Genomic DNA, 19,558 nt, shown 5'->3' with positions numbered 1-19,558 from the left:
CAGGACACCCCACAATGGCACTCGATAACCTGATGGTTTTTACCGGCAACGCAAATCCGGATCTAGCGCTTGGCGTTGTGAAACACCTCGGTATCGAATTGGGCAAAGCGGTTGTCTCCAAGTTTTCCGATGGCGAAATTGTCGTCGAAATCAATGAAAATGTGCGCGGCAAGGATGTCTTCGTCCTGCAATCGACCTGCGCGCCCACCAACGACAGCCTGATGGAATTGATGCTGATGGTCGATGCGCTCAAGCGCGCCTCCGCCGGTCGCATCACCGCTGCCATCCCGTATTTTGGTTATGCCCGTCAGGACCGCCGTCCGCGCTCGGCGCGCGTGGCGATCTCGGCAAAAGTCGTGGCCAACATGCTGCAGGAAGTCGGCGTCGAACGCGTGCTGATCATGGACTTGCATGCCGATCAGATTCAGGGCTTCTTCGATATCCCTGTCGACAATATTTACGCATCACCCATCCTGCTCAGCGACCTGGTTGCCAAAAACTACGATGACCTGCTGGTGGTCTCGCCGGACGTTGGTGGCGTGGTGCGCGCCCGGGCACTGGCCAAGCGTCTCAACTGCGACCTGGCCATCATCGACAAGCGCCGTCCGAAGGCCAACGTCTCCGAAGTAATGAACATCATCGGTGAAGTCGAAGGCCGCAACTGCGTGATCATGGATGACATGGTCGATACCGCCGGCACGCTAGTGAAGGCCGCCGAAGTCCTGAAAGATCGCGGCGCCAAGAAAGTCATCGCCTACTGTACGCATCCGGTCCTGTCCGGCCCCGCCATCGAGCGCATCAATGCATCGACGCTCGACGAACTGGTCGTGGTCGATACCATTCCGCTGTCAGAGGCAGCACGGGCCTGCAGCAAGATCCGCCAGCTCAGCTGCGCCGCCTTGCTGGCAGAGACCTTCCGCCGCATCAGTACCGGTGACTCGGTGATGTCGCTGTTTGCCGAATAAGTTTAAGAACGCTGAACCCTTTGCAGCAATGCGAAGGCCGGTGATGTCCGCAGCAGTACGCGGCGTCATCAAACCCCGGATGCGCCAGCCGCATCCGTTTTCGGATCCCCTGGTCGCGGGGGATTTTTATCGCAAGGCAATGCCTTGCAACATTTGGAGCAACACATGAAAGTTATCGCATTCGCACGCACAGCACTGGGGACCGGAGCGAGCCGCCGCCAGCGTATTGCAGGCCAGACCCCAGGTATCGTCTACGGTGGTAGCGGCGTTCCCGTGAACATCAGCCTCGACCACAACGCGCTCTACCACGCGCTGAAGAAAGAGACCTTCCACTCGTCGATTCTCGACCTCGAAATCGACGGCAAAGTTGAAAAAGTCCTGCTGCGTGATTTCCAGGTCCACGCCTACAAGCAACTCGTCTTGCATGCTGACTTCCAGCGCGTCGATGCTTCGCAAAAAATCCACGTCAAGGTGCCACTGCACTTCATCAACGGCGATGCATCGCCAGCAGTCAAGCTGTCGTCCGGCATCATCAGCCACGTCGTCAGCGAGCTGGAAGTCACCTGTTTGCCAGCTGACCTGCCGGAATTCCTGACCGTCGACCTCGGCGCGCTGGAAATCGGTTCTTCGATCCACCTGGCCGACCTGCAATTGCCTGCAGGCGTCACCGCCGTCATTCACGGTGGCGACGACAATCCGACGATTGCTGCTGCCTCGATTCCTGCCGGTCGTGTTGAAGAAGCTGCTGATGCCGCTGCTGCAGCCGCGCAAGCTACTGCTAACGCACCTGCCGACAAGAAGTAATTGTCATCCGGACCGGCGTTTTAGCCGGACCACCGAAAAGCCCGTCCTTCGCGACGGGCTTTTTTCATGCGGAATCCGCGATAATCGCTTTTTGAATAGTCAATTCCATCATGGCCATACGACTGATCGTCGGTCTCGGCAACCCCGGACCGGAATACGAACAAACCCGTCACAACGCCGGCTTCTGGCTGGTCGACAACCTCGCCAACGGTATCGCCCGGTGCAAGCTGGTGCGCGAGACCCGTTTCAATGCGCTTGCTGCAAAAGCCGGCATCGCGCACCACGAAGTCTGGTTGCTCGAACCGCAAACCTTCATGAATCGCTCCGGCCAGTCAGTCGGTGCGCTGGCCAGGTTTTACAAGATTGCCGTCGACGAAGTTTTGGTCGTGCATGACGAACTCGACTTGCTGCCTGGTGCCGCACGTCTGAAAAAAGGCGGCTCGTCCGGCGGCCATAACGGCCTCAAGGACATCACGGCGGCACTCGGCTCGCAGGATTACTGGCGTTTGCGCCTCGGCATCGGCCACCCGCGCACGCAAGGGTCACAACAGCCGGTTGCCGACTACGTGCTGCATCGTCCGCGCAAGGAAGAACAACCCCTGCTCGATGAAGCCATCGCGCAGAGCATCGACATTATCCCGATGCTCTGCGACGGCAAGTTTGATGCTGCAACAATGCGGCTGCATACGGCCAAGGGCTAATCCGGACCCTGCCGATTTTTGCCGGCAATGCATGCTGATCCGGCAGCACCCGCGCATTTGCGCAGTCCAAGCCCGCCGCTACGGTAAAATAGCGTCTTAAATTTTCTTTCCAGCAAAGCACACATCATGAGTCTCAAATGCGGCATCGTCGGCCTCCCGAACGTCGGCAAATCCACCCTCTTCAATGCGCTGACTAAGGCCGGCATCCCGGCTGAGAATTATCCGTTCTGTACGATCGAACCCAATGTCGGCATGGTCGAAGTGCCTGACCCCCGTATGGTTGCCCTGTCCGAGATCGTCAAGCCGCAGCGCGCGGTGCCAACGACGGTCGAATTTGTCGATATCGCCGGCCTGGTCGCCGGTGCCTCCAAAGGCGAAGGCTTGGGCAACCAGTTCCTCGCGCACATCCGCGAAACCGACGCGATCGTCAATGTTGTGCGCTGCTTCGAAGATGACAACGTGATCCACGTCGCCGGTCGCATCAACCCGCTTGACGACATCGAAGTCATCCAGACCGAACTGGCGCTGGCCGACATGGCCGCCGTCGAGAAAGCCATCCATCGCGAAAGCAAGAAAGCCCGCTCCGGCGACAAGGACGCAGCCAAGCTGGTCGTCATTCTCGAGCGCATCATGCCGCAACTCGACCTGGCGCTGCCCGTGCGGGCGATGGGTCTGGATGCCGAAGAAATGGCCCTGATCAAGCCACTGTGCCTGATCACCGCCAAACCGGCGATGTATGTTGGCAATGTGTCCGACACCGGCTTCACGAACAATCCGCTACTGGACCAGTTGACCGAATACGCAAAGAAACAGAACGCGCCGGTCGTGGCGATTTGCGCGGCCATCGAATCCGAAATCTCTGACCTCGAAGACGCCGACAAAGCCGAATTCCTGGCCGACATGGGCATGACCGAACCCGGCCTGGATCGTCTGATCCGTTCTGCCTACACCTTGCTCGGCTTGCAGACCTACTTCACTGCCGGCGTCAAGGAAGTCCGCGCCTGGACTATCCATGTCGGCGACACCGCCCCCCAGGCTGCCGGCGTGATTCATACCGATTTCGAGCGCGGCTTCATTCGCGCGCAGACGATTGCCTACGACGACTTCATCGCGTTCAAGGGCGAAGCCGGCGCGAAGGATGCCGGCAAGATGCGCGCGGAAGGCAAGGAGTACGTGGTCAAGGATGGCGACGTACTGAACTTCCTGTTCAATGTGTAGATAGCAGGCTGTCCGGCCAAAAAAAATCCCGCGACCGTGCGGGATTTTTTTTATTCGCAGTATGCTTCCGGCGGTTGGTCGGCAGCACGGAGCTGCTGCAGGCAGCCCAGAGCGATTTCTGACAAGTCACTGATGGCGTCCGGACGCAGCCGTTGATGATGCCCCAACACACACACCTTGCTCAGGTAATCAGCGCTCGACAGGACCCGTCCCAGCGGCGACATGCGCATTAAGTCGTGCTTGCTGCCCTGCTCTTCGATGGCAACGATGATCGCCGGCGGGAATTGCCATTCCGTCGCGATGCTGCACGACAGGACGCGTGCATGCGCGATCAAGGCATTGCAAAAGCTGGCCGAACCGAGCGTGGCGTCGCCTTCGGCAACTTGTTCCAGCACCCGCAATGAAGCGATCAACCCGACATACTGGATCAGGCCGGCAAGAAACGCCTCGAACGGCACCACGTCTTCATGCTCAGCAAGCAGGCGGCAAGCCAATGCACATTGCTCCGACTGCTGCCAGAGACGAGGCGCAATGCGCCGCGTGTAATGTCCGGATTTGAGGTCGATGATGGGCTTGAACGCGACACCGCTAATGAGTTGCCGCAAGCCGTTCTGACCCAGCACCAGCACCGCATGCTCAATGCTGGTCATTGTGCTGGCACCATGGGTTGCTGTGCTCGCCAGCCGCAACACCTCCGCCACCAACACAACATCATGAGAAATCATCCGTGCCAGCGCCGCCCCCGAGAAACTGTCAGAGCGCAGGCTTTGTAGCAACTGTGGAAGGACCCCCGGCAAACGACGCACGAGGCTGCTGCCGGCATGTGCCGAGGCAAGAAGGCGACCGAGCTCTGCAAGAACGGCTACTTCGGCCGGCGTGACAAAAATCGCGCTGTCGTCGCGGGTAACGAACAGCAAACGGGTGAAATCCGCCGAGACTTCGTTGCGCTGCATCCATGAAATCCGGTGTGTATCGTCATCACGAACAGGAGTGTCGACAATGCACACAGCACCATCATCGTCAGTCTCGCTTGTCACGGAGACTGGCAACTTTCGGGCACTCAACAAACTGCGTAGCCATGCGAGCATAGAAATCTTTCTATTGACGCAGCCAGAGCAGCGAGGCGTCCGGACGCAGGGAAAAAAATCCCTCTGATGATACCTGCATGTCTGGCCTCGACGTGTCGAATGTCCTGCTGCCGCCTACTGCGCGGGCAGGTCGGGACGCTCGTTCAGTGGGGGCATTTCGCGGGTTGCAGCATCGGAGCGCAGCGTCGCTCTCACGGCATTGAACAAGTTACTGTTATCCATAGCCAATGGTTTCAGGCAATATGCTGATGGTTGCCTGATAACATAATGGCATTGCTAGTTGAACTGCCTCTTTTGCCTGATCGGAAATTACCCGAATGACGAACAAGCTGGTCACTGAAAATATCCAATTGCGTGACAGGCTTGTATTGCTGCTCGAGCAAGCGCAGCGCAACCAGAAAATCATGCGTCGCCACCAGGCCTTCGACTTGAAATTCATCGCGGCTAACAGCTTGCGCGAACTGATCGAAAGCATCTTCGACACTCTCTCGGAATCTTCCCAGCTCGATGTCGTGACCTTGTGCCTGATCGACACCGAATACGATATCCGCCGCATCATGGTCGAGCTGGCTCTTGACCAGGCAGAATTCCCTAACCTGCTGTTCATCGACCGTGAAGCCGAACTCGGCCTGACGCTGGCACCAATGACCCATCCGGTATTGGGACGGTTCAGTTCGGCGCGGCATGGCGTGATTTTCCCGAAACAAGTATTAACGCCGGCCAGTGTCGCGGTGGTCCCCCTGCTGCGTCAGGGACGCCTGATCGGCTGCCTTAGCCTTGGCAGTCTGCACGAAGGTCGCTTTGCCAGCGGCATGGCGAGCGATTTCATCGAACACCTTGGATGCATCATCGCGATCTGTCTTGAGAACGTCATCAACAATGAACGCCTCAAACGCATTGGCCTGACCGACTCACTGACCGGCGTGAACAACCGGCGCTATCTGGAGCGCCGGTTACAGGAAGAAATCGGCCGCACCCGGCGTCAGGAATTCCCCTTGTCATGCATGTATATCGACATCGATCACTTCAAGAAAATCAACGACAGTGCGGGCCACCAGGGCGGCGATGAAGTGCTGCAGCAAGTAGCACTACGAATCAAGGCGGAATTGCGACTAAGTGACGCGCTGGGACGGTTTGGCGGCGAAGAATTTGTGGTCTTGCTGATCGATGCGGGTTTGTCGCATGCGCTGGTAGTCGCCGAGCGCATCCGCGCCAGCATGGCGGGCCAGCCCATCGTGCTCTCTGACGGAAGCGCGCTGACGGCGACTGTCTCGATAGGCGTGGCGCAATTGAGTGCCGCCGATCGTGATCATCCGATTGAAAAAACTGCGCTGCAGTTGGTTGCCAGGGCCGACGAAGCACTGTATCGCGCCAAGCAAAGCGGCCGCAACCGCGTGATCGGGGCGTCGTAACAGACGTGGTCAGGCAGAATTTTTCTTGCGTTGCAGGAGATCGAACTTGAGCAGCAATTCATCCTTGCTCTCGCGCCATGCGGGGTCGAACGGAATACAACTGACCGGACATACTTGCTGGCATTGCGGTTCGTTGAAGTGGCCGACGCATTCGGTACATTTGCCCGGATCGATCTGGTAGATTTCCGGGCCCAGGAAAATCGCGTCGTTCGGGCACTCCGGTTCGCACACGTCGCAGTTGATGCATTCGTCGGTGATCAGGAGTGCCATGGTTTTACGTCACTCCTGACCGGCAGCGATTTTTTCCTTGAGCCATTTTTCGACCGAAGGAAAGACAAACTTCGAGACATCCCCGCCCAGCAGGGCGATTTCGCGCACGATAGTGCCGGAGATGAATTGATACTGGTCGGATGGTGTCAGGAACAGGGTCTCGACTTCCGGCAGCAGATAGCGGTTCATGCCGGCCATCTGGAATTCATATTCGAAGTCCGATACCGCCCGCAAGCCACGCACGATAACGCGGGCATCATGCCGGCGCACAAAATCCTTGAGCAGGCCGGAAAAGCTTTCGACCACCACGTTCGGATAATGTCCGAGCACTTCATTGGCGATCGTCAGCCGTTCTTCGAGATCGAAGAACGGCTTCTTGTTCTTGCTGTCGGCAACGCCGACGATGAGCTTGCCGAACAAGCCCGACGCCCGACGTACCAGGTCTTCATGCCCCCGCGTGAGTGGATCGAACGTACCCGGATAGATTGCTGTGACCATCGTTGCTCCCTGGAGTGTCACTAGTTTGGAAACCGCATTATGCATCAATTGCGTGCGAATTCTGGCGTTGCAACAAATGGAAGAACACCATCCCTGCCTGATCGGCGCGCACGACTTCCCAGCCCTGCAGCCATTCGGGCAATGCAGCACCATCAATCGACTTTTCCGATTCGATATAAATGAAGCCGCGTTCGTCCAGCAGCGCGGCGCACAGCGGTAACATGGCCGGTAGCCAGTCGGCATGGAATGGCGGATCCAGGAAAATCAGGTTGTAGCGATCAGCCGGGCCGGTCAGGCGTCGCTGCAGACCTTGCACTACGGCGCGCGCATCACCGCGCACGATACTGACCTGGCTGGCGTTCAATTTATCGCGTGTGGCCTCGAGCTGGCGCACCACGGCCGGGCTTTCTTCCACCAGCGTCACCCGTGCCGCACCACGGCTGGCGGCTTCCAGCCCGAGTGCGCCGGTGCCGGCGAACAGGTCGAGACAGGTGATACCGGACCAGTGCCCATCAATCAGGTGCGTTATCCAGTTGAACACCGTTTCGCGTACCCGGTCCGGGGTTGGCCGCAATCCGGCCGATTCCACCACCGGCAGCGGAGTGCGCTTCCAGTCGCCACCGATAATACGGACCTGATGGGCCAGAGCCGGACGCGGTTTGGGAGCAGGTTTCTTGCTAGGCTGTTTGGGCATGGTCATGGATCGAAGGTAAATAATTATCCCGCCATCCAGGTTTTGGCACAGCGGGCGCGAATCGCACCGGAGTATAGCCAGTTTAAGCACGTAAATTCATCGATACGGCCGCCACCGCACGGAATTGGCACCGCCTTGCTCTGCTAGAATGCCAGCAGCTCCAGATTTCCGTGCGCAGCCGCCCTGCGAAGCCTCCAACTACATGCCGATGTTCAGCTTCTTCAAAAAAAAACCAAAGACCGAACCCGCGCACGCAGCCGTCACGGTAGCGTTATCAGATGCTGCACTCCCGGCAGCGGTGCCCGTCACGGAAGTCGTCGCTCCGCCCCCGCCGGAAGAAACGCCGGCACCACCAATTGAGGTCAAACGATCCTGGCTGGCCCGCCTGAAATCAGGCTTGTCAAAAACATCGGCCAACCTGACCACACTGTTCGTCGGTGCGCGCATCGACGACGATCTGTACGAAGAACTCGAAGCAGCCCTGCTGATGGCCGATGCAGGCGTCGACGCGACGCACTTCCTGTTGTCCGAACTCAAGCGCCGCGTCAAGGACGAGAAACTGACCGAAGCTGCGCAAGTCAAATCGGCGCTGCGCAAGCTGTTGATCGGCTTGCTCAGCCCGCTGCAAAAACCGCTGGAACTGGGCCGCCACCAGCCGCTGGTGATAATGATTACCGGCGTCAACGGCGCCGGTAAAACCACCACCATCGGCAAACTTGCCAAGCACCTGCAAGCCAATCAACAGTCCGTGTTGCTGGCTGCCGGCGATACCTTCCGCGCGGCAGCACGCGAGCAATTGACGATCTGGGGCGAGCGCAATAATGTCGCGGTGATCGCGCAGGAATCCGGCGATCCGGCAGCGGTAGCCTTCGATGCGGTGCATTCGGCCATGGCAAAGAAGACCAATGTGGTGATGATAGATACCGCCGGCCGGTTGCCGACGCAGCTGCATCTGATGGAAGAGCTCAAGAAGATCAAGCGCGTGATCGCCAAGGCGATGCCAAGCGCACCGCATGAAATCCTGCTGGTCATCGATGGTAATACCGGCCAGAACGCGCTGATGCAAGTCAAGGCCTTCGATGACGCACTCGGCTTGACGGGACTGGTCGTCACCAAGCTCGATGGCACGGCCAAGGGCGGCGTACTGGCTGCCATTGCCCGGACCCGGCCGATACCGGTTTATTTTATTGGAGTCGGCGAACAGATCGAAGATTTGCAACCGTTCAACGCCGACGAATTCGTCACCGCCCTGCTGGGCGAAGCCACCGACTAAGGCCTGCCCTACGCTCCCATGATCGCATTCCATCAGGTCTCCAAACGCTATGCCGGCGACGCTGTCGCCCTGTCCAACGTCACGCTCGACATCGCGGATGGCGAGATGGTCTTCCTGGCCGGCCCGTCCGGCGCAGGCAAGTCCACGCTGCTCAAACTGATCGCCGCCATCGAGCGACCCAGCAGCGGCACGGTCAGCGTGCATGGCCAGGACATCGGCAAGCTCAATCGTTCCGGCCTGCCGTATTTGCGACGTAATCTGGGCTTGATCCTGCAACAGCAACGCCTGCTGCAGGACCGAACCGTACTGGCCAACGTGATGATGCCCTTGCTGGTCTGTGGTGCCACGCGCGCCGATGCCGGACGACGCGCCAGTGCGGCGCTGGAGCGCGTCGGTCTGCTCGACAAGGCACAGGTGGCACCGCTGTCACTGTCGGGCGGCGAACAGCAACGCGTCACGATTGCCCGTGCCATCGTCAACCGGCCGCAGATCATTCTGGCCGACGAGCCCACCGCCAACCTTGACCGCGACAGCGCCAATCTGGTGCTTGATGCGCTGAAGTCGTTCCATGGTGCCGGTGTTACCTGCGTCATCTCGTCGCATGACGAACAAATTCTGGGCACTGCCGCCCGGGTGATTTATCTGAAACAAGGACAGCTGGTCGACAGTTGGCCAGCAAGGACCACCGCATGAACATCTGGTTGAGACAGCACGGCTTTGCGTTGCGCCAGGCCTTCCGGAACGCGCTCGGTGCGCCGGCCAGTTTCCTGATCAATGCCGTCGTCATTGCGATCGCCTTTGCCCTGCCGCTGACCGGCCTGACGGTACTGGAAAATCTGCGTCCTCTATCAGGGCAGCTGGTCGTCGAACCGGAGATCAGCGTCTTTATCGATATGGCCGTCACGCGCAATGACGCGCTTGCGCTTGGCAAGGATATCCGGCGGGTCCTGCAAGACAGCAAGCATCCGGGCAAAGTCGAATTCCTACCGCGCGAGAAAGCGCTCGACATGCTCAAGCAGCAATCGGGCTTATCGGAAACACTAGATATTCTGGGCACGAATCCGCTGCCGGACGGCTACCTGATCAAGCTGCCGCGCTTTGACAATGCCGCCGACGCCGGAGCAGTCGATGCGATTGCTGCCAGCCTGCAGGCACTAGCCGGTATCAAGCACGTGCAGGTCGACTCGGCCTGGATCAAACGCCTGGCAGCACTGGTCCACTTGCTCGGCGTGGTGCTCGTCATACTGGCCGGCACGCTGGGTATCGTCGTCGTGACCGTCGTATTCAACACGATTCGCTTGCAGGTACTGACGCAACGCGAAGAGATCGCCGTATCGCAACTGGTCGGTGCCACCGATACCTTCATCTATCGGCCCTTCTATTACACCGGAGCCTTACTCGGACTTTGTGCTGCCGGCCTGGCGATGGTGGCTGTGGCACTTATCCTGCGGCCGGTCAATGCCGCGGTTGCCGAGTTTGCCCGACTCTATGCATCCGAGTTCACGCTCGTTGCGCTGGATCCACTCGCCACGATGCTGTTACTCGGGCTTGGCGCGCTGCTGGGCGTTGCTGGTGCGGTCTTGTCGGTGTCACGGCACTTGGCTGCATCTGCAACAAGTTGACAACAATTCGATAACAATCGGGTTGCAACTTCGGTGCGCTATTTGGCTCCAATACATGCATGCAATGAATACCGCCTGACGCAACACCATAGCCTGACACTATCCGGAACTCACACTATCGTCATTAGCACTCATCCTGCCAGAGTGCTAAGATGCCCTCTGTCAGCGGCCGGTTTGTCTCGATAACTGGTCTGTTCCTAATAAGGAAGCAAGGAGAAATAATGAAAACAACCGCACCTGAAACCGCATCTGTCGCGCCGGGCAACGCCCTGGCCCTCGGTTTTACCGGCACTCTCGGCAATATCGATTCCTATATCTCGGCAGTCAATCGCTTGCCGATGCTCACGCACGAAGAAGAAATGTCCCTCGCACGCCGCCTGCGCGACCAGAACGATCTGGGTGCTGCGCAGGGCATGGTCTTGTCGCACTTGCGCCTGGTCGTCTCGATCGCCCGTGGCTATCTGGGTTACGGTTTGCCACACGCCGACCTTATTCAGGAAGGCAATATCGGCTTGATGAAAGCCGTCAAACGATTCGATCCCGATCAAGGTGTGCGACTGGTGTCGTATGCAATGCACTGGATCAAAGCCGAAATGCACGAGTACATCCTGAAGAACTGGCGTCTGGTGAAGGTCGCCACGACCAAAGCACAGCGCAAACTGTTCTTCAATTTGCGCAGCCACAAGACAGGGCTGGATTCAATGACACCGGCGCAGGTCGAGGCACTGGCGCAGACATTGAACGTCAAGCGCGAAGAAGTCATCGAAATGGAAACGCGTTTATCCGGTCGCGATATTGCCCTCGAAGCCCCGACAGATGACGAGGACGACAAGTTCGCGCCTATCGCCTATCTGTCTTCGGATCGTAACGAGCCGACCAGCGTGCTGGAAGCGCAGCAATACGATCGCCTGCAAAGCGATGGACTGTCGCAGGCATTGAACAAGCTCGACGAGCGCTCACGCCGGATTGTCGAAGCGCGATGGCTCGCCAATGACGACGGCTCGGGCGCCACGCTGCATGAACTGGCCAAAGAGTTCGGCGTGTCAGCCGAACGTATTCGGCAGATCGAAGCAGTTGCCCTGAAGAAGATGAAGGGTTCGCTGGCTGCTTTTGCGTAAGCTTGGCCGGACAAATAAAAAGGGCGCTTTTCGGAGCGCCCTTTTTTTATGACTGATCCAGCAATAACTTGAGATCGTGTGCAATTGGTGCTGCGCCCTGACCGTGCTTGACGAAGAGTCGCACCCTGCCCTGTGGATCGAATACGTAACTGCCGGCAGTGTGGTCGATGGTGTAGCTATCGGCAGATTTGCCCGCCACCTTCTGATAGAAAATTTTGAATTCCTTTGCGACCGCGACCGTCGCCGCATTATCACCATACAGGCCCAGGAAGCGCGCATCGAACGCAGGGACGTATTGCGACAGCAGAGCCTGCGTATCGCGTTCCGGATCGAGCGTCACGAACAGCACCTGAACCTTGTCGGCCTGGGGCCCGAGTTCTTTCATGACGGTCGCCATTTCTGCCATCGTGGTTGGACAGACATCGGGACATTGCGTATAGCCGAAGAAGACCAGCACAGCCTTGCCCTTGAAATCGGCCAGCGTGCGCGCCTTGCCGTTATGGTCGGTCAAGGCAAAATCCCTGGCGTATTGCAACCCGGTCACATCGGTATTCTTGAATTGGCTGTTCACCGGCGAAAACTTCATGTCGCCGCTGGCAGATTGCTTTTGCTCGCATCCGGCAAGGGCAGTCAGCGAGAGTAGTAGCAGGAGACTTGGAATCAGGCGCATGGGAGTTATATCTTGTAGTAATGGTCGACCAGCAGCGCGGCAAACAGCAGTCCGAGGTACAGGATCGAATAGGCAAACATCTTGCGGGACACCTGGTCAGTGTAGTGTTTGTAGACCTGCCATGCGTGCCACATAAAGACGATGTCCAGCAAAATCACCGAAACCAGATAAATCAGCCCGCTCATGTTCACTGCATAGGGCAGGAAAGTGGTTGCTACCAATGCAATGGTGTACAACCAGATATGGAACTGCGTGAACACCATGCCATGCGTGATCGGCAGCATCGGCAAACCCGACTTGGCATAATCATCGCGCCGGTACAACGCTAACGACCAGAAATGCGGCGGAGTCCAGATGAAGATGATCAGTACCAGAATCCAAGCCTGCATCGGCACATCATTGGCGATAGCAGCCCAACCAAGGGCTGGCGGCATCGCTCCAGCCAGTCCGCCGATGACGATGTTTTGCGGCGTCGCCGGCTTCAGGATAATCGTGTAAATGATCGCGTAACCGATGAAGGTCGCGAAAGTCAGCCACATCGTCAGCGGATTGACGAAGTAGTACAGCACACCTGTACCGACGCCACCAATCACACCCGAAAACACCAGCGTTTGCGGCACCGTGATATCACCGCGCGCCATCGGGCGCCGGGCGGTCCGTGCCATGCGTGCATCGATCTCGCGTTCAACCAGGCAATTGACGGCGAAGGCCGCGCCAGCCAGCAACCAGATCCCTATCGTCGCAGGCAACGCTACCCGCCAGTCAGGCAGGTCAGGCGTCGCGAGGAACATGCCGATGACGGCGCAAAACACGGCGAGTTGTGTCACGCGTGGTTTGGTCAGCGCCCAGTACTGGGCAAAGCGATTCGGCGTAGAAGAGGTCAGCGTGGTCATTCAGGAAAAGTCAGCGGAATTAGTCAGGACGCCGGCGGCGTGCGTGTGGCGAAAGCAGGCGCGTGGTCGTGTGCCAGCCGGGTCTTGTAGTTTAGCATGGTGACTAACAGCACCAACAATGCGGCGCCCGCATTATGCATGACGGCGATGGCGAGCGGCCAGCTGAAATACACGGTCGCGAGACCGGTACAGAGCTGCAAGAACAAGGCCCCCAATACCGCGCGCCCGATCACTCGTAAGCCGTCTATCCGGGAAGCGCGCCAGGCAACCCACCCAAGCACGGCGAACAGCACGAAGGCAAAGCCACGATGGACGAAGTGGATTGCCGTCAATGCCGGGAACGGCAGGTACTCGCCATCGGCAGTCATGCCGAGTTTGCGCCACAGCGCGAAGCCGTTTTCAAAATCCATTTGCGGCCACCAGAGGCCATGGCACAGCGGGAAATCTGAACAAGCCAGCGCCGCATAATTCGTGCTTACCCATCCACCAAGTGCCAGTTGCACCAGCAGCAATCCGGAGGCGACCAGCGCAGGACCACGCAGGCTGGCAGCTTGTGCGGCAACGGGCGGATGGGGACGTTGGCGCGCGTTGAGCCAGGTCAGCATCGACAACAGCCCAAGCCCCAGCAGCAAGTGTCCGGTCACAATAATCGGCTGCAGTTTCATCGTCACCGTGAACGCGCCAAACGCGCCTTGCAGGCAAACGAACAGAAACAGCAGGGTCGGCATGGTAGGCGCAAAACGCACGTCGCTGCGCGCCGACTTGAGCCAGCGGATCCATGCGATAACCATCAGCGACACAATGAGGACGCCGACACCCATGGCCAGATATCGATGGATCATTTCGACCCAGGCCTTGAACACTGTGACCGGACCTTCCGGCATCGCGCTCTGTGCGGCGCTGATCATTGCATGTGCCTGCAGCGGATTGGCATGGCCGTAGCAACCAGGCCAGTCCGGACAACCCAGCCCGGAATCGGTCAACCGCGTGAAGGCACCAAAGATGATCAGGTCGAAAGTCAGGAACAAGGTGACCCAGGACAGCTTTCGGTACTTGTCAGCATCCGCAGATACCCAGACGATAGACAGCGGCAACAGCGCTGCCAGCACACCCATTATGGCTAGTTGAATCAGCATCGCGCGTTATCCAATACTGGAAGCTTTGAGTAACTTACCGAGATCTTTCTTGATCAGATTAGGATCACGATCTTTTGGAAAGCGCATCATTAACCGGCCGAGCGGATCGACCAGGTAAATGTGGTCGGCGACCGTGGTACCCGTTTCGGCCGGCAGCCATTTGGCGACGGCATCAGCCTGAGCGCGCAACATTTGCGTGCCATCAAACTCCCGGATGATCTGGGTTTCCAGCGGAACCTTATCGGTAATCAGCCAGACCCGTTCGAGACGATCCCGCTCGCGACCCTGCGCCACCCGCAACTGGCGGATGTCATACAGCTTCTTGCTGCAGGCTTCAGCACAAGCGCCGCCGTCGACGGTCAGCATGAGCCATTTACCTTCGAGGTCTTTTAACCCCTTTGGCGCGCCATCGAGTGTCGTGGTATTCAGGTCGGCGGGAATCGGATGAACCGTGTAATCGATGAAGTCGCCGTAGTTGGTGCGCGCCTGCGGTTTAATCACGTAATACGTGACGTACGAGGCGATCAGCGGGAAAGCGCAAACGCCGAGGATGGCAAACAGTTTCCAGCGCCCCGATGCCTGGCGATCGGTTGACGGTGCGTTTGCGGGGGTAGTTTGGTCAGTCTGGTTCACGTCGGAATCCTGTCACTACAAAAAAGAGAAAAGCCATCACGGCCAGTGCATACCACTGGAAGGCATAGCCACGATGCATGTCGATACCACTTGAAGGAGTGGGCCAGTCGCGCACCAGCCCGTCTGTCGCTGCACCTGGCGTAGTGGCCTGTTCAATCAAGACCGGTTGCATGGCCAAACCCGAGGCTTTGGAAAAATCAACGATCTCGAGGTTCTGCAACAGCGCACCCGGCTTCAGTTCGGCGGCACGGCCTAATTGCATGACACGCCCGGCGTGGCGACGCACAGTACCACTGATCTCGATCTCGCCAACCGGCGTTTGATAGGGCAACATCGTTGTCCGGTTCGCCGTGTTGAGTGCGATCCAGCCACGCTCGACCAGAACATGGTTTGTGCCGCCGGCAATCCTGAACGGCATCACGACATACAAGCCGGGTCTGCCACCTTGCGGGCGATTGTCCAGATACACCGGCCATTGACTGACAAACTCGCCGCGCACGCTGACCCGACGATATTCCAGCGCATCGGCTTGTACCGGTGCCGTCCCGAGGGCCAGTACCGGTGCCAACGCACGGGCCGTCAACTGTGTTTCGATCTGCTGTTTTTCAGCTGCCCGACGGGTCTGCCATTGCGCGAGGAAAATGCCCAGCAGCACAAGAAAGGCAGCAGCAATGAAGGGAATGAGGCGGAAGTGGAATCGGATTCGCATTACAATAAACTTTTTACACAGGCCTATGTTTGGTGTTCCGCATGCGTTTTTGCGCAGTCGGAAGCGGGTACCGGAACGGCACATTACGCCCCATGAAAATTCTTATCGCCATCGGTTTCATTCTCATCATCGGCAGCCTCGGCTCGGCATTCGTATTCCTGATGAAAGACAAGGGCAAGACCAACCGCACTGTCTACGCGCTGGCGATGCGTGTCGGATTCTCGATCGCCATGTTCGTCATGCTGCTGGTGTCGTACAAGATGGGCTGGATACAGCCTACCGGAATTCACTGACCTTTGCCGGACTCGCCATCCGTAAAAAAAGCCGCACCGAAGTGCGGCTTTTTTATGGCCGGAAGACCCCGGCGATCGCCCTACAGCCAGTACACCACGACATACAGACCGAGCCAGACGACGTCGACAAAATGCCAGTACCAGGCGGCACCTTCAAAACCGAAATGTTGCTCTGCCGTGAAATGTCCCTTGAGCACGCGATACAGAATCACCGATAGCATGATGGCACCCAGCGTCACGTGAAAACCGTGAAAACCGGTCAGCATGAAGAAGGTCGAACCGTAAATGCCGGAGGTTAATTTCAGGTTCAGTTCCGAGTAAGCATGCATGTACTCATACACCTGAAAACCCATGAAGATCGCGCCCAGCATAATTGTGGCGAACAACCACGCTGCCGTTTGCATCCGGTGACCGAGGCGTATCGCGTGATGCGACAACGTCAGTGTCACCCCGGAGGTCAGCAGCAGCGCGGTGTTGATGGACGGGATCGGGAACGGCCCCATCGTGCTGAACGCCTCGACGGTACCAGCGGGACCGGTGTTGCCCCAGTGACCGGCAAAGTCAGGCCAGAGCACCTTGTGATCCAGGTCCGACAACCACGGCATCGAAATGCTACGCGCATAGAACAAGGCGCCAAAGAAACCGGCAAAAAACATCACTTCCGAGAAGATGAACCAAGCCATGCTCCAGCGGTACGACACATCGATACGCGCACTATACTTGCCGCCTTCGGATTCGGCGATCGCATCACCAAACCACTTGTACAGCACGACCAGTACAGCGAGCAATCCGATCATGTTGACCGGCATGCCCCACGAAGTACCGTTGACCCAGCCGGAAGCTCCGAGCATGGTCACCAGCAACGCGGCACCTGCCATCACGGGCCACGCTGAAGGACCCGGTATGAAATAACTTGACGCGCCAGCTTGTTGAGCACTCATTCACATCTCCTGAACCAAATTTAAATTACGACTTTTGACAGCACTATTTTGACGATGACAATCAGCACCGTGATCAGGATCAGGGCACCAAGTATGCCGGCGATGACGACGTGAACCGGGTTGAGATTCTCGACATCACTGACTGATTTCTTGCCTTTCCCGACTCCGAAAAAAGACCAGAATACGGTCCTCATCGTGGCGAAAAACGAGATCTTCCGCTTTGCTGCTTTGTTCTGTTCCTGCATTGCTGCGACCACCTTCCTAATTGCTTGCCGTCTTGCCTGGCAAGCCCACCTCAAAAAACGTATAGGACAAGGTGATTGTCGTTACGTTTTTCGGCAAATCCGGATCCACATAAAAAGCCACCGGCATTTGCCGTGCCTCGTTTGGACCTAGCGTCTGCTGCTTGAAGCAAAAACATTCGAGCTTCTTGAAGTAGCCCGCCGCTTCTTGCGGCGCGTAACTCGGGATAGCCTGCGCATTGATTGCACGACTCTCCTTGTTCACTACTTCATAGACCACATTGGCCATCTCACCCGGATGCACGCGTACGCTATTTACCGTAGGGCGGAAACGCCATGGACCTTGTGCATTGGCATCGAACTCAACCGTCACATACCGAGAGGTATCAATCTGGGTATTGCGCACCGCCGACGCGGCACTCGATTCCTGCGTGCTCAGTACATTTGAACCGGTCAACTCGCATATCTTTTTATACAACGGGACGAGTCCGTAACCGAAACCGAACATCAGCACTGCGATGACCAGCAACTTGCCCATCATCACGCCGTTGATTTTTTTTGCGTAGCGCTTATAGCTCTCTTCTGTCTCGATTGGTTCCGGCGTCGTCACGTCAACCGAACCAGACGTGCTTGACCACGACACCGGCGAAAAACATGACGGCGATCGAGGCAAGGACTAGCGCAGTGCGCAAATTACTTGGTTTGTTTGGAGTAGCCATAAATATCGTTCAAAGGCGGGCCGAAACCCGCCTTGTCATCAGCCTTTGAAAACCGGGGCAACTTCAAATGTATGGAACGGTGCCGGACTTGGCACTGTCCATTCCAGACCTTCTGCACCGTCCCATGGCTTGGCCAGGGCTTTTTCACCACCACGGATCGACGGCAATATGACCATGAACAAGAAGTACAGTTGCGAAGCCGCGAAACCTGCAGCCCCTATCGAGGCCAGCATATTGAAATCGGTGAACTGCGCCGGGTAGTCAGCGATACGGCGCGGCATGCCGGCCAGACCCAGGAAGTGCATCGGGAAGAACGTGATGTTAAAGGTAATCAGCGAGGCCCAGAAGTGGAACTTGCCACGCGATTCCTTGTACATGTAGCCCGTCCACTTTGGGCCCCAGTAGTAGAATCCGGCAAACAAGGCGAACAGCGAACCGGCCACCAGTACGTAGTGGAAGTGGGCAACCACGTAGTACGTGTCATGGACAGCAATGTCGATCGGTGTCACGGCCAGAATCAGGCCGGTGAAACCACCCAGCGTGAACACGAAAATGAAGCCGATCGCAAACAGCATCGGTGTCTCGAACGACATCGAACCGCGCCACATCGTGGCAATCCAGTTAAAAATCTTCACGCCGGTCGGTACGGCGATAAGCATCGTGGCGTACATGAAGAACAGCTGACCTGTGACCGGCATGCCGGATGTGAACATGTGATGCGCCCACACCATGAACGACAGGATCGCGATGGATGCGGTGGCATACACCATTGATGCATAGCCGAACAACTGCTTGCGGGCGAAGGTTGGAATGATCTGCGAGATGATGCCGAAGGCCGGCAAAATCATGATGTACACCTCGGGATGACCGAAGAACCAGAAGATGTGTTGATACATGACTGGATCACCACCACCGGCGGCATTGAAGAACGAGGTGCCGAAATGGCGGTCGGTCAGCGTCATCGTAATCGCACCGGCCAGCACTGGCATCACGGCGATCAGCAGGTAAGCGGTGATCAGCCAGGTCCAGCAGAACATCGGCATCTTCATCAGGGTCATGCCTGGAGTACGCATGTTCAGGATGGTGGTGATGATGTTGATCGAACCCATGATCGACGACGCGCCCATGATATGGATCGCAAAAATCGCCATGTCCATGCCCGGCCCCATCTGGGTCGACAGCGGTGCGTAAAGCGTCCAGCCAGCGGCGACTGCACCACCGGGGACGAAGAACGAACCCATCAGCAACAGCGCGGCAACCGGCAGCAGCCAGAAGCTGAAGTTATTCATCCGCGCAAATGCCATGTCGGCGGCGCCGATCTGCAATGGAATCATCCAGTTGGCGAAGCCGACGAAGGCCGGCATGATCGCGCCGAACACCATCACCAGACCGTGCATCGTGGTCATCTGGTTGAACAATTCCGGTCGCACAAGTTGCAGGCCAGGCTGAAACAACTCGGCACGAATGACCAGGGCCATGACGCCGCCGGACAAGAACATGATGAAAGAGAACCACAGATACAGACTACCGATATCCTTGTGGTTGGTCGCGTACAACCAGCGACGCCAGCCGTGCGGGTGGTCGTCGTGGCCGTGATCATCGCCATGCGCGTGATCGTGTGCGTGATCGATTGTTGTCGTGCTCATCTCAATCTCCTGG

At 57.6% G+C, this 19,558-nt stretch carries 24 protein-coding genes; 10 read left to right on the top strand and 14 right to left on the bottom strand.

What is annotated here, in order from left to right; genetic code table 11:
* Positions 1–14 precede the first annotated feature (14 nt).
* The 4 genes from RHM62_RS03505 (at position 15) to ychF (ending at position 3,688) form a co-directional block, all read left to right on the top strand.
* Complete coding sequence (locus tag RHM62_RS03505; RefSeq protein WP_322124191.1) at positions 15–965, top strand: ribose-phosphate pyrophosphokinase; 951 nt, start codon at positions 15–17, stop codon at positions 963–965.
* 165 nt (positions 966–1,130) lie between these two features.
* Positions 1,131–1,769 (top strand): 50S ribosomal protein L25/general stress protein Ctc, encoded by a 639-nt coding sequence (locus RHM62_RS03500; RefSeq protein WP_322124190.1) that lies wholly within the window; start codon positions 1,131–1,133, stop codon positions 1,767–1,769.
* 110 nt (positions 1,770–1,879) lie between these two features.
* Positions 1,880–2,470: an aminoacyl-tRNA hydrolase gene (pth, locus tag RHM62_RS03495; protein WP_322124189.1), complete on the top strand. Its 591-nt coding sequence runs from the start codon at positions 1,880–1,882 to the stop codon at positions 2,468–2,470.
* A 126-nt stretch (positions 2,471–2,596) separates the two neighbouring features.
* Positions 2,597–3,688 carry a redox-regulated ATPase YchF gene (gene ychF / locus RHM62_RS03490; RefSeq protein ID WP_322124188.1) on the top strand — a complete coding sequence of 364 codons (1,092 nt, stop codon included), beginning with the start codon at positions 2,597–2,599 and terminating at the stop codon, positions 3,686–3,688.
* A 50-nt stretch (positions 3,689–3,738) separates the two neighbouring features.
* Here ychF and RHM62_RS03485 read toward each other — a convergent pair whose 3' ends face one another.
* A complete protein-coding gene (locus tag RHM62_RS03485) occupies positions 3,739–4,641 on the bottom strand; it encodes an HDOD domain-containing protein (protein ID WP_322124187.1) in 903 nt (300 codons plus the stop codon).
* Between the two features lie 452 nt (positions 4,642–5,093).
* Here RHM62_RS03485 and RHM62_RS03480 point away from each other — a divergent pair, with 452 nt between their 5' ends.
* Entirely contained in the window at positions 5,094–6,188 is a 1,095-nt protein-coding gene (locus tag RHM62_RS03480) for a sensor domain-containing diguanylate cyclase (protein ID WP_322124186.1), read from the top strand.
* Positions 6,189–6,197: 9 nt separating this feature from the next.
* Here the strand turns inward: RHM62_RS03480 and RHM62_RS03475 are convergent, their stop codons facing one another.
* Genes RHM62_RS03475 through rsmD form a run of 3 tightly spaced genes read right to left on the bottom strand, consistent with a single transcriptional unit; the run spans position 6,198 to position 7,656 of the window.
* The gene (locus RHM62_RS03475; RefSeq protein WP_322124185.1) at positions 6,198–6,458 is read right to left on the bottom strand and encodes a YfhL family 4Fe-4S dicluster ferredoxin; all 261 of its coding nucleotides are present in this window, start codon (positions 6,456–6,458) and stop codon (positions 6,198–6,200) included.
* A gap of 9 nt (positions 6,459–6,467) precedes the next feature.
* The gene (coaD, locus tag RHM62_RS03470) at positions 6,468–6,956 is read right to left on the bottom strand and encodes a pantetheine-phosphate adenylyltransferase (RefSeq protein ID WP_322124184.1); all 489 of its coding nucleotides are present in this window, start codon (positions 6,954–6,956) and stop codon (positions 6,468–6,470) included.
* A 37-nt stretch (positions 6,957–6,993) separates the two neighbouring features.
* Positions 6,994–7,656 carry a 16S rRNA (guanine(966)-N(2))-methyltransferase RsmD gene (gene rsmD, locus RHM62_RS03465; RefSeq protein ID WP_322124183.1) on the bottom strand — a complete coding sequence of 221 codons (663 nt, stop codon included), beginning with the start codon at positions 7,654–7,656 and terminating at the stop codon, positions 6,994–6,996.
* Positions 7,657–7,858: 202 nt separating this feature from the next.
* On the opposite strand from rsmD, the gene ftsY reads away from it, so the two are divergent.
* The 4 genes from ftsY (at position 7,859) to rpoH (ending at position 11,663) form a co-directional block, all read left to right on the top strand.
* Complete coding sequence (ftsY, locus tag RHM62_RS03460) at positions 7,859–8,923, top strand: signal recognition particle-docking protein FtsY (protein WP_322125306.1); 1,065 nt, start codon at positions 7,859–7,861, stop codon at positions 8,921–8,923.
* An 18-nt stretch (positions 8,924–8,941) separates the two neighbouring features.
* Positions 8,942–9,616, top strand: coding sequence for a cell division ATP-binding protein FtsE (locus RHM62_RS03455; protein WP_322124182.1), 675 nt, complete (start codon positions 8,942–8,944; stop codon positions 9,614–9,616).
* Complete coding sequence (locus RHM62_RS03450) at positions 9,613–10,545, top strand: ABC transporter permease (protein WP_322124181.1); 933 nt, start codon at positions 9,613–9,615, stop codon at positions 10,543–10,545. The genes RHM62_RS03455 and RHM62_RS03450 overlap by 4 nt, the downstream gene beginning before the upstream one ends.
* Positions 10,546–10,766: 221 nt before the next feature.
* Complete coding sequence (gene rpoH / locus RHM62_RS03445; RefSeq protein ID WP_322124180.1) at positions 10,767–11,663, top strand: RNA polymerase sigma factor RpoH; 897 nt, start codon at positions 10,767–10,769, stop codon at positions 11,661–11,663.
* A gap of 46 nt (positions 11,664–11,709) precedes the next feature.
* On the opposite strand, the gene RHM62_RS03440 is transcribed toward rpoH, so the two are convergent.
* From RHM62_RS03440 to RHM62_RS03420, 5 genes are read right to left on the bottom strand one after another with little or no spacing between them, the layout of a single operon-like run.
* A complete protein-coding gene (locus tag RHM62_RS03440; RefSeq protein ID WP_322124179.1) occupies positions 11,710–12,333 on the bottom strand; it encodes an SCO family protein in 624 nt (207 codons plus the stop codon).
* A gap of 5 nt (positions 12,334–12,338) precedes the next feature.
* Positions 12,339–13,226 carry a heme o synthase gene (gene cyoE / locus RHM62_RS03435; protein ID WP_322124178.1) on the bottom strand — a complete coding sequence of 296 codons (888 nt, stop codon included), beginning with the start codon at positions 13,224–13,226 and terminating at the stop codon, positions 12,339–12,341.
* A 23-nt stretch (positions 13,227–13,249) separates the two neighbouring features.
* Positions 13,250–14,362, bottom strand: a complete 1,113-nt coding sequence (locus RHM62_RS03430) for a COX15/CtaA family protein (RefSeq protein ID WP_322124177.1) — start codon at positions 14,360–14,362, stop codon at positions 13,250–13,252.
* Positions 14,363–14,368: 6 nt separating this feature from the next.
* Positions 14,369–14,995, bottom strand: a complete 627-nt coding sequence (locus RHM62_RS03425; RefSeq protein ID WP_322124176.1) for a cytochrome C oxidase subunit I — start codon at positions 14,993–14,995, stop codon at positions 14,369–14,371.
* Positions 14,982–15,788, bottom strand: coding sequence for an SURF1 family protein (locus RHM62_RS03420; protein WP_322124175.1), 807 nt, complete (start codon positions 15,786–15,788; stop codon positions 14,982–14,984). The genes RHM62_RS03425 and RHM62_RS03420 overlap by 14 nt, the downstream gene beginning before the upstream one ends.
* A gap of 8 nt (positions 15,789–15,796) precedes the next feature.
* On the opposite strand from RHM62_RS03420, the gene RHM62_RS03415 reads away from it, so the two are divergent.
* Positions 15,797–15,997, top strand: a complete 201-nt coding sequence (locus tag RHM62_RS03415; protein ID WP_040722453.1) for a twin transmembrane helix small protein — start codon at positions 15,797–15,799, stop codon at positions 15,995–15,997.
* An 80-nt stretch (positions 15,998–16,077) separates the two neighbouring features.
* On the opposite strand, the gene RHM62_RS03410 is transcribed toward RHM62_RS03415, so the two are convergent.
* Genes RHM62_RS03410 through ctaD form a run of 5 tightly spaced genes read right to left on the bottom strand, consistent with a single transcriptional unit; the run spans position 16,078 to position 19,545 of the window.
* Entirely contained in the window at positions 16,078–16,938 is an 861-nt protein-coding gene (locus RHM62_RS03410; RefSeq protein WP_322124174.1) for a cytochrome c oxidase subunit 3, read from the bottom strand.
* A 20-nt stretch (positions 16,939–16,958) separates the two neighbouring features.
* The gene (locus RHM62_RS03405; RefSeq protein WP_322125305.1) at positions 16,959–17,183 is read right to left on the bottom strand and encodes a DUF2970 domain-containing protein; all 225 of its coding nucleotides are present in this window, start codon (positions 17,181–17,183) and stop codon (positions 16,959–16,961) included.
* Positions 17,184–17,199: 16 nt separating this feature from the next.
* Positions 17,200–17,790: a cytochrome c oxidase assembly protein gene (locus RHM62_RS03400; RefSeq protein WP_322124173.1), complete on the bottom strand. Its 591-nt coding sequence runs from the start codon at positions 17,788–17,790 to the stop codon at positions 17,200–17,202.
* Between the two features lies 1 nt (position 17,791).
* The gene (locus RHM62_RS03395) at positions 17,792–17,899 is read right to left on the bottom strand and encodes a cytochrome oxidase small assembly protein (RefSeq protein ID WP_322124172.1); all 108 of its coding nucleotides are present in this window, start codon (positions 17,897–17,899) and stop codon (positions 17,792–17,794) included.
* A gap of 38 nt (positions 17,900–17,937) precedes the next feature.
* The gene (gene ctaD / locus RHM62_RS03390; protein WP_322124171.1) at positions 17,938–19,545 is read right to left on the bottom strand and encodes a cytochrome c oxidase subunit I; all 1,608 of its coding nucleotides are present in this window, start codon (positions 19,543–19,545) and stop codon (positions 17,938–17,940) included.
* Between the last annotated feature and the right edge of the window lie 13 nt (positions 19,546–19,558).

This window comes from Actimicrobium sp. CCC2.4, from assembly GCF_034347385.1.
GTDB lineage: Bacteria > Pseudomonadota > Gammaproteobacteria > Burkholderiales > Burkholderiaceae_D > Actimicrobium.
The sequence above is the reverse complement of the archived record's forward strand: the minus strand, read 5'-3'. Positions and strand labels throughout refer to the sequence as shown.

What these genes read in the sequence shown, in the direction of transcription:
- RHM62_RS03505 (WP_322124191.1), top strand. Translation starts at nt 15, where the DNA reads ATGGCACTCGATAACCTGATGGTTTTTACCGGCAACGCAAATCCGGAT.
- RHM62_RS03500 (WP_322124190.1), top strand. Translation starts at nt 1,131, where the DNA reads ATGAAAGTTATCGCATTCGCACGCACAGCACTGGGGACCGGAGCGAGC.
- pth (WP_322124189.1), top strand. Translation starts at nt 1,880, where the DNA reads ATGGCCATACGACTGATCGTCGGTCTCGGCAACCCCGGACCGGAATAC.
- ychF (WP_322124188.1), top strand. Translation starts at nt 2,597, where the DNA reads ATGAGTCTCAAATGCGGCATCGTCGGCCTCCCGAACGTCGGCAAATCC.
- RHM62_RS03485 (WP_322124187.1), bottom strand. Translation starts at nt 4,641, where the DNA reads ATGCAGCGCAACGAAGTCTCGGCGGATTTCACCCGTTTGCTGTTCGTT.
- RHM62_RS03480 (WP_322124186.1), top strand. Translation starts at nt 5,094, where the DNA reads ATGACGAACAAGCTGGTCACTGAAAATATCCAATTGCGTGACAGGCTT.
- RHM62_RS03475 (WP_322124185.1), bottom strand. Translation starts at nt 6,458, where the DNA reads ATGGCACTCCTGATCACCGACGAATGCATCAACTGCGACGTGTGCGAA.
- coaD (WP_322124184.1), bottom strand. Translation starts at nt 6,956, where the DNA reads ATGGTCACAGCAATCTATCCGGGTACGTTCGATCCACTCACGCGGGGG.
- rsmD (WP_322124183.1), bottom strand. Translation starts at nt 7,656, where the DNA reads ATGACCATGCCCAAACAGCCTAGCAAGAAACCTGCTCCCAAACCGCGT.
- ftsY (WP_322125306.1), top strand. Translation starts at nt 7,859, where the DNA reads ATGTTCAGCTTCTTCAAAAAAAAACCAAAGACCGAACCCGCGCACGCA.
- RHM62_RS03455 (WP_322124182.1), top strand. Translation starts at nt 8,942, where the DNA reads ATGATCGCATTCCATCAGGTCTCCAAACGCTATGCCGGCGACGCTGTC.
- RHM62_RS03450 (WP_322124181.1), top strand. Translation starts at nt 9,613, where the DNA reads ATGAACATCTGGTTGAGACAGCACGGCTTTGCGTTGCGCCAGGCCTTC.
- rpoH (WP_322124180.1), top strand. Translation starts at nt 10,767, where the DNA reads ATGAAAACAACCGCACCTGAAACCGCATCTGTCGCGCCGGGCAACGCC.
- RHM62_RS03440 (WP_322124179.1), bottom strand. Translation starts at nt 12,333, where the DNA reads ATGCGCCTGATTCCAAGTCTCCTGCTACTACTCTCGCTGACTGCCCTT.
- cyoE (WP_322124178.1), bottom strand. Translation starts at nt 13,226, where the DNA reads ATGACCACGCTGACCTCTTCTACGCCGAATCGCTTTGCCCAGTACTGG.
- RHM62_RS03430 (WP_322124177.1), bottom strand. Translation starts at nt 14,362, where the DNA reads ATGCTGATTCAACTAGCCATAATGGGTGTGCTGGCAGCGCTGTTGCCG.
- RHM62_RS03420 (WP_322124175.1), bottom strand. Translation starts at nt 15,788, where the DNA reads ATGTGCCGTTCCGGTACCCGCTTCCGACTGCGCAAAAACGCATGCGGA.
- RHM62_RS03415 (WP_040722453.1), top strand. Translation starts at nt 15,797, where the DNA reads ATGAAAATTCTTATCGCCATCGGTTTCATTCTCATCATCGGCAGCCTC.
- RHM62_RS03410 (WP_322124174.1), bottom strand. Translation starts at nt 16,938, where the DNA reads ATGAGTGCTCAACAAGCTGGCGCGTCAAGTTATTTCATACCGGGTCCT.
- RHM62_RS03405 (WP_322125305.1), bottom strand. Translation starts at nt 17,183, where the DNA reads ATGCAGGAACAGAACAAAGCAGCAAAGCGGAAGATCTCGTTTTTCGCC.
- RHM62_RS03395 (WP_322124172.1), bottom strand. Translation starts at nt 17,899, where the DNA reads ATGGCTACTCCAAACAAACCAAGTAATTTGCGCACTGCGCTAGTCCTT.
- ctaD (WP_322124171.1), bottom strand. Translation starts at nt 19,545, where the DNA reads ATGAGCACGACAACAATCGATCACGCACACGATCACGCGCATGGCGAT.